Below are 9,392 nucleotides of genomic sequence, written 5' to 3' on the forward strand. Positions count from 1 at the left end.
CGCCGCGAGGGGACCCGCCCTGAGCGCGACAAACCCTGGCGTTCCCCAAAAAATTCCGTTGACAATTTTCTTTCCTTTGTTACATTACAACGCGCGGCGATGACCGTCTGCGTGAATAACATGTGGATAACTCATAAAGGAGAGAGGCTCCAGTACAACCGCGGAGGCTGTTTGGCGATTTAAGCTGCAGCGGCTATCAACATCTTGCTAAGCGCACTAATTTAAGGTTTTTAATATCTAAGACTTAAAAACAAGTATATCTGTTGATATCTTGTGGATTGTATGAGTTTGTATCCGGAGAGATTGGGGTATGAGTACTCACAGCGTTGAGTCGGGGTTAAGTTTCTGTTGATAACTCCTGGATGGAGTTGAAGCGGCGCGGAGAGGATATGGAACGGACTGCACAACAGGTCTGGTTAGACTGTCTGTCACTGCTGCGGGACAGGGTGAGCGCCCAGACTTTCACTACCTGGTTCAGGCCCGTCGAGGCTGTCAAACTGGAGGGGAGGCAGCTGACTATCCAGGTCCCCAGCCAATTCTTCTACGAATGGATCGACCAGCACTATCGCATGGTGATCGAAGAGGTGCTGGCGGAATGTCTTGGGGAAGGCGCCAGCATTCAGTACGCGGTGGTGGTCGGAGACAAGGGGGATCCCTTTCAGACCGCCGCGCCTCGGCAGGCGGCGCGGGGATCGTTGACCAATGGACGTCTCAGCGAGCAGTACACCTTCGAGAACTTTGTGGAGGGAGCAAGTAACCAGTTTGCCAAGGCTGCTGCGGTAGCCGTGTCAGAATCGCCTGGCAATACTGCTTTTAACCCTTTAGTAATCTACGGCGGCGCGGGTTTGGGCAAGACCCACCTCATCCAGGCTATTGGCAACCATGCGATTTCTGCAGGCACAGCGCGGCGGGTCGCCTACGTGTCCAGTGAGAAATTCACGCTCGAGTTTATCAACTCCATCCAGCAGAACAAGACGACCGAGTTTAGTGCCAACTATCGGAACGTGGACCTCTTATTGGTGGATGATATTCAATTCTTTTCGAACAAAGAGCGCACACTAGACGAGTTTTTCCACACCTTCAACGCCCTCTACCACGCCGGTAAACAGATTGTCCTCACCTCCGATCGGCCGCCTCGGGAGCTTCGCGGCATGGAAGAAAGGCTCATTTCCCGTTTTCAGTGGGGGTTGACCGTCGACATCCAGGTACCAGACTATGAAACGCGGCTAGCAATTCTCCATAAGAAGGCTGACCAGAACGGTCTGGAATTGCCAGAAGAAATATTTGACTTTATCGCTACTAATGTAACGATGAATATTAGAGAACTGGAGGGGTCCCTCATTAAGCTCCTTGCCTACTCTTCCCTGACGAGGACCGAAATTACGCTAGAGACAGCAAAGCGTGTCCTGCGGGATATCTGCCTACCCAAGAGGCAAAACATAACGGTGGAATACGTCCAGCGCGCGGTAGCTGATTATTTTGGTATTCCGGAAGATATGATGCGGGCCAAAACAAGACGCAAGGAGATTGCGCTTGCTCGCCAGGTGGCTATGTACCTAGCAAAAGTTTACACAAGTAGTTCCCTAAAGACCATAGGTCTCCATTTCGGCGGCAGGGACCATAGCACGGTGATTCACGCGCTCAATTTAGTTGAAAAACTGAAAAGCAGGGACGCAAAATTTCGCCAAAGAGTCGAAGAAATTGAACACCAACTTAGGATATCATCGTCGTAGGACCTGCCGTTTATCCACTATATAGGTCAATAAAGAGTTCTTTTTATGTGGGCAGCCCCAGAGATTTGCGGTCAGGTATAGACGGTCTGTTTTGGCGGCGTAGAGGACCTTTGTACTATTCACATAAAACCCACATTCACTGTTTATGACACAGAGCCATAAATTCTTAAAATTCTCATTCGCTGCCAACCGAAGACTCCCACTTACCAACATTTCCACACCTATTACCACAATCTTATACTAAATTTTTTCTTGAAAAGGATATAAATATTATTTACCTTTGACAGAACAGATACGCACAGTACACAAACAGGAGGGTGACAGATGGAGTACTCTGTCAGTAGAACTGACCTGTACAAAGCCCTACAGAAGGTTATGACCGTGGTACCCTCAAAAACCACGCTTCCAATTTTGAGCAATATCCTCATGAAGGCGGAAGGTTCATCGTTGGTTTTAACTGCTACAGACCTTGAAATCTCTGTTACAACATCAGTCCCGGCTGAGGTTATTGAACCTGGTGCCACTACTATCTCAGCACGGACCTTTAACGACCTCATAAGGGAACTCCCAGATGTAGGACTAAGAATTACCTGCGATCAAAGCCAAAGACTTACTATTACCACGGATCGTGGTACCTATGCACTGGCGGCCCAGGCGGCAGAGGACTACCCGACTATCACCGCCGAGGAGTATGAAAATGAGTTTACGATTGAACCTGATGTGCTCGAAAGGGTAATTGAAAGAAGCGTATTTGCCGTGTCAACCGATCAGCTTCGCCCGGCATTATCTGGGGTGTACTTTCAGGTGTTTCCGTCAGAGCTTCGCCTCGTGGCCACGGATGGACACCGCCTTTCTAAAGTTGTGTACAGAAAGGGTAATCTAAGTAATAGTGAGAGTAGCGCGATTATTCCACCAAAGGCGTTACAGGCAGCGCAAAAGTCCATCGAAGAGGGAGTAGCCCAAATTAGGGTGAATATTGCGAGAAATCATATCGTTTTTAGATCTGATGCCACTGAGGTGTGTGCAAAACTTATTGACCAGGAGTACCCTAACTACGAGAGAGTGATTCCCACGAATAACGACAAAATCATGATTATTGATAGATCTGAGCTAATCTCCGTACTTCGGCGCGTCGCCATTTTCTCGAGCACGATGACCCATCAGGTACGTTTTGACATAGAGCGAAACCTGCTGACCATCAGCTCCGAGGATATAGAGATCGGCGGAGAAGGGCGTGAATCCATCGCCATTGAGTATGTTGGGGAGCCGCTGAAAATTGGGTACAATGCTAACTACCTAATAGAGATTCTGCGGCACATTGACACACAGCTGGCCCGTTTTGAGCTACGCGACTCGATGAGCGCCGCCCTCATCCGCCCAACAGAACAGAGCGAGAACGAGGAGTTTCTGGCCCTTGTGATGCCAATACGCCTTACGGAAGAATAGGCCGTGCCTCTGCCTACTCTGCGCTAATGTGGTTGTATAAGTTAGGGTTAGAAAACTTCTGTAACTATGAGAAAGCCTCTATTTCTTTCTCTTGTGCGGTCAATATTCTGACAGGGGAGAATGCGCAGGGAAAGAGCAATATCATAGATGCCATCTACTATCTTTGCTTCATGAGGGGGTTGCGTGGCCTCCCAGACGGGAGCGTGGTGAAGTTTGGGTCGGGTGGATTCCTGGTATGGGGGGTTTTTGCTTTTGCTGGTGGGGTCGAAAAGGAGTGTCGCATCCAATATAGCGTGGACCACGGTAAGTCTTGCCACGTGAATCGAAAGCCAGTGGGACGGCGATCAGAGCTTATTGGAAACTTTCCCGTGGTGGCAATGTCCGGGGACGACTACCTGATCACTAAAGGGGGTCCAGCGGAGCGCCGCCGGCTCATGGACACCTTTCTTTGCCAGGTAAGTCCCGGCTATATGGAGGCTTTGCGCACGTACATGGCCGCACTGAAGCAGCGCAACGCCCTGCTCAGGGGGAATTGGTCCACAGGAGCGCGCGAACAGCTTGTGGTGTGGACAGAACAGTTAGTGACGCACGGGACCAACCTCATGGAGGCAAGAAGGCGATTTATCTCGGCCCTTAGCCCGCTGGTAAGCGACTATTTCCAGAGTATTACTGGTCCCGGCTGGCAGCTGAACGCCCGATATGCGCCTAATGTGCCAGAGACAGAAGGTGAGACGACGACTGAGGCCTTCTTTGAGCAGCTAAGGCGCCTCAGCGAGCGAGAGCGACAACTTGGAGTGACGCTGGTGGGTCCTCACCGGGACGATGTCGTTTTTGAAATTCACGGGCATAGCCTACGGGACTTTGGCTCGCGCGGCGATCATAAAGCCGCGCTCATCTCACTCCGTCTGGCCGAACACAGACTGCTGCATGAATGGCGGGGAGAAAGTCCCATCCTCGTTATGGACGACCTCTTAGTCGATCTTGATGAGAAGCGAGCCGCGCGGGTACCCCGCCTCTTTCCAAGCGACACACAGGTAATCCTTACGTCGACCTCCGCCGACGCAGGGCGGACATTGGGGCTGCCGGACGGCACATTCCGGCTCTGGCGCGTTCAGCAGGGGGCTATAGCGGAGGTCGCGGCATAAACCGATGCGCTCTCCATCTGACATGCGTCGGGTTCTGGATGAGCTTCTCCGCAACCTTGGCATCGAGAGGCGGGTTAAGGAGCAGATGGCGATTGCTCTGTGGCCTAAGGCGGTTGGAGAGCGGATTGCGCGGGTGAGCACCCCAGTGCGAATACGGGATGGGATTCTATTTGTGAGGGTGACCAGCAGCACCTGGCGCAATGAGCTGGTTCTCCATAAGCGAGAGATTCTCAAGAGGGTGAATGAGACAGTCGGCAGGGCTGTCATCGAAGATATCCGCTTTCAATAAAGGACCGGAGGTGGGTGACACGGTGGTGGAAAGTGAGGTGACGAACGGGGAGCGCTACGACGCCAGCCAGATCCAGGTTCTGCGTGGTTTGGAGGCAGTCCGGCGCCGACCGGCCATGTATATTGGGGATGTTTCGGTGCGGGGGTTGCACCACCTTGTCTATGAGGTGGTGGACAATAGCGTTGACGAGGCGGTTGCCGGCTTTTGCACCCAGATCGACGTGACCCTCAACAAGGACGGCAGTGTGACCGTCGAAGACGACGGCCGTGGCATTCCTGTGGACCTCCACCCGACGCAGGGTAAGTCAGCCCTGGAAGTGGTGATGACCATGCTGCATGCCGGCGGCAAGTTCGACAGGAAGATATACAAGGTCTCCGGGGGCCTGCATGGCGTGGGCGTCTCGGTAGTAAACGCGCTTTCGGAGTGGTGCGAGGTGGAGGTGCGGCGCGATGGTCGTGTTTATGTGCAGCGCTACGAGCGAGGGGAAGCCGTCACTCCGGTGCGCGTGAAAGGGAGGCGGAAGGGCACAGGCACCAAGACTACCTTCATGCCTGACCGGGAGATATTCCGCAAGCGAAACTTTAGCTTTGAGATCATTGCCGAGCGGCTGCGCGAGTTGGCGTTCCTTAACAAAGACCTGAAGCTCACACTCACTGATGAGCGAACCGGCCGCAAGGAGGTTTTTCGCTACAAGGGCGGTTTAGTGGCCTTTGTCGAGTATCTTGACCAATCGCGAGATCCCATCCATCCGCGCCCGATCTACATCTTCGACCAAAAGAACGGTGTCCCTATTGAGGCCGCTATCCAGTACAACACCTCCTACATGGAAAACATCTACACGTACGTCAACAACATCCACACCACCGAGGGGGGGACGCATCTTGTGGGATTCAAGACGGCCTTGACGCGCACCCTAAACAACTATGCAAGCCGACATAACCTGCTCAAGAATCTCGAAAACAGCCTGAGTGGCGAAGATGTGCGCGAAGGCTTGACTGCCGTCCTGAGCATCAAGGTTCTGGAGCCCCAGTTTGAGGGACAGACCAAAACGCGGCTCGGGAACAGCGAAGTGCGGGGGCTGGTGGAATCTGCAGTGGGTGAGGCCCTCAACGAATACCTGGAGGCCAACCCCAGCGTAGCGCGCAAGATAATCGAAAAGTGCGTCAGTGCTGCGCGCTCGCGCGAGGCAGCGCGCAAGGCCAAGGAGCTGACCAGGCGCAAGACTGCCTTGGAGGGCGGAACTCTCCCTGGAAAATTGGCCGACTGCGCCAGCCGTGATCCTGCCGAGTGCGAGCTTTTCATTGTAGAAGGCGATTCGGCGGGGGGCTCGGCGAAGCAGGGACGCGATCGGCGGTTCCAGGCCATTCTGCCGCTCAAGGGGAAGATCCTGAACGTCGAAAAGGCCCGCATTGACAAGATCCTCGCCAATGAGGAGATCAAGACCATCGTCTCTGCTATTGGTGCGGGTATTGGCAACGACGAGGTTGACCCCAGCAAGAGCCGCTACGGCAAAATCATCATCATGACCGACGCTGACGTGGACGGGGCGCACATCCGCACCCTTCTCTTGACCTTCTTTTTCCGCTATCTCCGTCCGCTGATCGAACAGGGCATGCTGTACATCGCCCAACCGCCCCTTTACCGGGTCGCCAAGGGGAAGGAAGAGCGCTATGTGTACGACGAAGAGGACCTGGACAAGGTCCTGGAGAGTCTTGGGCGAGATGGAGCTGAAGTGCAGCGCTACAAGGGCCTTGGTGAGATGAGCCCGCAGCAGTTGTGGAGCACCACCATGGACCCTGGTACGCGCACCATGCTGCAGGTGACCATCGAGGAGGCCTATGACGCCGACCGCATCTTTTCGGTGCTCATGGGAGACAAGGTGGAGCCGCGACGCAAATTCATCGAAGAGAACGCGCGCTACGTCCGCAATCTTGACGTGTAGTGGGTTGTGGGGAGAGTGAGGCGGAAGAGAGCATGGCCATAGGCGAGCAAGAAAAGATTATCCCCATTTTCATCGAAGAGGAGATGAAGGACGCGTACATCGACTACTCAATGTCGGTGATCGTGTCCAGGGCATTACCGGACGTGCGCGACGGTCTAAAGCCGGTGCACCGACGCGTACTGTTCGGTATGCGGGAGCTCAACCTCGGTCCAAATGCCCCGTACAAGAAGAGCGCGCGCATAGTCGGCGAGGTGCTCGGCAAGTACCATCCGCATGGTGATGCAGCAGTCTATGAGACCTTGGTGCGCATGGCGCAGGACTTTTCCCTGCGCTATCCCTTAGTGGACGGGCAAGGGAACTTTGGCTCCATTGACGGCGATGCGCCGGCAGCGATGCGCTACACGGAGGCACGTCTGGCGCCCATTGCCGAGGAGGTACTTCGCGACCTCGACAAGGACACCGTGGACTTTGTCCCGAATTTCGACGAGTCGCTGAAAGAGCCGACTGTTCTCCCCTCGCTTCTGCCGAATCTGCTGGTCAATGGCGCATCTGGCATTGCGGTGGGCATGGCCACCAACATTCCGCCGCACAACCTGCGCGAGGTAGTTGAGGGGCTCCTCCACCTCATCGATCGACCTTCTGCCTCGGTGCAGGAGTTGATGCAGTTCATTCAGGGCCCAGATTTTCCCACCGGCGCCATCATCGTGGGCAGCGATGGGATAGCCGAGGCCTATGCCACCGGGCGGGGGCGCATCGTGGTGCGCGCCAGGGCCAGCATCGAGGCCCAGCGCGGTGGGCGGGAGAGCATCGTCATCTCAGAGATTCCCTACCAGGTGAACAAGACCACCTTGATCGAGGCGATTGCCGAGCTTGTTCGCAACCGCAAGGTGGAGGGGATCAGCGATGTCCGCGATGAGTCCGACCGGGAGGGGCTGCGGATCGTGTTGGAACTGCGGCGCGACGCCCCCGGCAAGCAGATCCTCGAGTACCTGTACCGGCACACGCAGATGCAGACCACCTTCGGCGTCATCATGCTCGCCCTGGTGGATGGTGTGCCGCGCATCCTCGACCTCCGGCAACTGTTGCAGCACTTTCTCGACTTTCGCCATGAAGTTGTGGTGCGCCGCACCAAGTTTGAGCTCGACAAGGCCGAGAAGCGCGCGCACGTGCTGGAAGGGCTCAAGGTAGCATTGGACAACTTGGATGCCATCATCGCGCTGATCAGGCGCTCCCGCGATCCAGAGACGGCGGCAGCCGGTCTTATGAAGCAATTCCGCCTCAGCGAGATCCAGGCGCAGGCCATCCTGGACATGCGCTTGCAGCGTCTCACTGGCCTAGAGCGCAAGAAGATCGAGGAAGAGTACCGGCAGATCCTCAAGAAGATTGCCTACCTCAAAGGCCTCTTGGCGAGCAAGGCCAAGCGCATGCAGCTCATCAAGGAGGAGCTGGCGCGACTCCGCGACCAGTACGGCGACCGGCGGCGCACGGAGATCATCACCAGTGCCGATGACTTTTCCATCGAGGAGATGGTTGCCGAAGAGGCAATGGTCGTGGTGGTTTCGCAGCGCGGCTTTGTCAAACGCATGGCAACCTCGGCCTTTAGGCGTGAGATTGGAGCCTCCTGGCCTGCGGTTGTCGCGGAAGGAGCTGAAGACTGGCCAGCGCAGTTCATGGCCGCCGACACGCAGGCACAGCTCCTCTGCTTCACGAACATTGGCCGCTGCTATTCCCTCCGGGTACTGGACATACCCGTGGGCGGGAAGATCGCCCAGGGCAAGTCGCTTGCTCATCTGCTGGGCCTTGCCAAAGAGGAAAGGGTAGTCGGCTGCTTTCCGGTGAAGGAATTTGGCGAGGACCAGACCGTGCTCCTGGTCACCGCGCAGGGTCAGGTAAAAAGGGTGGCGCTGGCCGCCTTTGCCAACCTGCGGCGGAGCGGCGCAGCGGCTATCAACCTCCGGGAGGGCGACGAGCTCCGGGCGGCGCAGTTGTGCATGGGGAACGAGCATGTCTGGCTGGTCACCGCCCACGGGCGAGTGCTGCGCTTTGCGGTGGAAAGTTTGCGCCCCATGGGCAGGAACGCCGCGGGCGTGCGTGGCATCACTTTGGCAGCGGACGATGCGGTGGTGACAGGCCAGTTGACCACCGGAGAGCCGTCGCTCCTCATTGTCGGCGAGCGGGGACAGGGACGCCTACTCAAGGCCAAGGAAGTAAGGCCTATGGGGCGCGCCACCAGGGGCGTGACAGGGCTCAAGACGTCCGCGAAGAGCGGCCCGGTGGTGGGCGCCGCGCTCGTCCGCGCCACGAGTGATTTGATTGTAGTCACAGGTGACCAGCACAGTGTGGCCTGGCGCACTGCAGGGGAACTGAAGCAACAAGGACGGTTGCTTGAGCTGAAGGCCAACGAGCGCGTCGTGCGGGTCGCAGCGCTGTCCCTTCCTCATGGGATGGCCTGAGTCCGAGAGGGGTAAAGGGGGCTGCGGAGGAAACGCGTGGATCCGGCACTGTGGCAGAAAGAGAAGGAGCTGATCTCCGACCTCCTGGTGCGGCGCATCATTGGCCAGGAGGACAAGGAGACTTTTACCTACGATGAGCTGCTGCGGAAGCCTCTGCCGGATTTCCTGCGGGTGCACATCAAGACCCAGGCCCGCCGCTTCCTCCAGGAAGAAAAGCCCATGTCCTGGAACCCTTCGGCCCGCTACAAGTTCGACGACCCGGAGGTGCGCGAGGCAGTCGAACGCATGTTGGGCACCCTTCTGCTGAAGACACGCTTCAGTCGCAGCGAAATCAAGCGGTGGATAGAACTGGGGGTCAATTTTCAGGTGGACGTGCTGGTGCGC

At 56.2% G+C, this 9,392-nt stretch carries 7 protein-coding genes; all 7 read left to right on the forward strand.

What is annotated here, in order from left to right; translation table 11 throughout:
* Nucleotides 1-389 precede the first annotated feature (389 nt).
* Nucleotides 390-1,733, forward strand: coding sequence for a chromosomal replication initiator protein DnaA (dnaA, locus tag H5U38_04055; GenBank protein ID MBC7186192.1), 1,344 nt, complete (start codon nt 390-392; stop codon nt 1,731-1,733).
* Between the two features lie 324 nt (nt 1,734-2,057).
* Nucleotides 2,058-3,179 carry a DNA polymerase III subunit beta gene (gene dnaN, locus H5U38_04060; protein MBC7186193.1) on the forward strand — a complete coding sequence of 374 codons (1,122 nt, stop codon included), beginning with the start codon at nt 2,058-2,060 and terminating at the stop codon, nt 3,177-3,179.
* Between the two features lie 26 nt (nt 3,180-3,205).
* A complete protein-coding gene (locus tag H5U38_04065; GenBank protein ID MBC7186194.1) occupies nt 3,206-4,324 on the forward strand; it encodes a DNA replication/repair protein RecF in 1,119 nt (372 codons plus the stop codon).
* A gap of 22 nt (nt 4,325-4,346) precedes the next feature.
* A complete protein-coding gene (locus tag H5U38_04070; protein ID MBC7186195.1) occupies nt 4,347-4,613 on the forward strand; it encodes a DUF721 domain-containing protein in 267 nt (88 codons plus the stop codon).
* On the forward strand, nt 4,567-6,555 hold the full coding sequence (gyrB, locus tag H5U38_04075; GenBank protein ID MBC7186196.1) for a DNA topoisomerase (ATP-hydrolyzing) subunit B: 1,989 nt from the start codon (nt 4,567-4,569) through the stop codon (nt 6,553-6,555). The genes H5U38_04070 and gyrB overlap by 47 nt, the downstream gene beginning before the upstream one ends.
* Before the next feature lie 38 nt (nt 6,556-6,593).
* Complete coding sequence (gene gyrA / locus H5U38_04080) at nt 6,594-9,008, forward strand: DNA gyrase subunit A (protein MBC7186197.1); 2,415 nt, start codon at nt 6,594-6,596, stop codon at nt 9,006-9,008.
* Between the two features lie 36 nt (nt 9,009-9,044).
* Nucleotides 9,045-9,392 (forward strand): hypothetical protein (locus tag H5U38_04085; GenBank protein ID MBC7186198.1); only part of this gene is annotated, 348 nt, incomplete at its 3' end.

Source organism: Calditrichota bacterium, from assembly GCA_014359355.1.
Lineage (GTDB): Bacteria > Zhuqueibacterota > Zhuqueibacteria > JANLFK01 > Oleimicrobiaceae > Oleimicrobium.

What these genes read in the sequence shown, in the direction of transcription:
- dnaA (MBC7186192.1), top strand. Translation starts at nt 390, where the DNA reads ATGGAACGGACTGCACAACAGGTCTGGTTAGACTGTCTGTCACTGCTG.
- dnaN (MBC7186193.1), top strand. Translation starts at nt 2,058, where the DNA reads ATGGAGTACTCTGTCAGTAGAACTGACCTGTACAAAGCCCTACAGAAG.
- H5U38_04065 (MBC7186194.1), top strand. Translation starts at nt 3,206, where the DNA reads ATGTGGTTGTATAAGTTAGGGTTAGAAAACTTCTGTAACTATGAGAAA.
- H5U38_04070 (MBC7186195.1), top strand. Translation starts at nt 4,347, where the DNA reads ATGCGTCGGGTTCTGGATGAGCTTCTCCGCAACCTTGGCATCGAGAGG.
- gyrB (MBC7186196.1), top strand. Translation starts at nt 4,567, where the DNA reads ATGAGACAGTCGGCAGGGCTGTCATCGAAGATATCCGCTTTCAATAAA.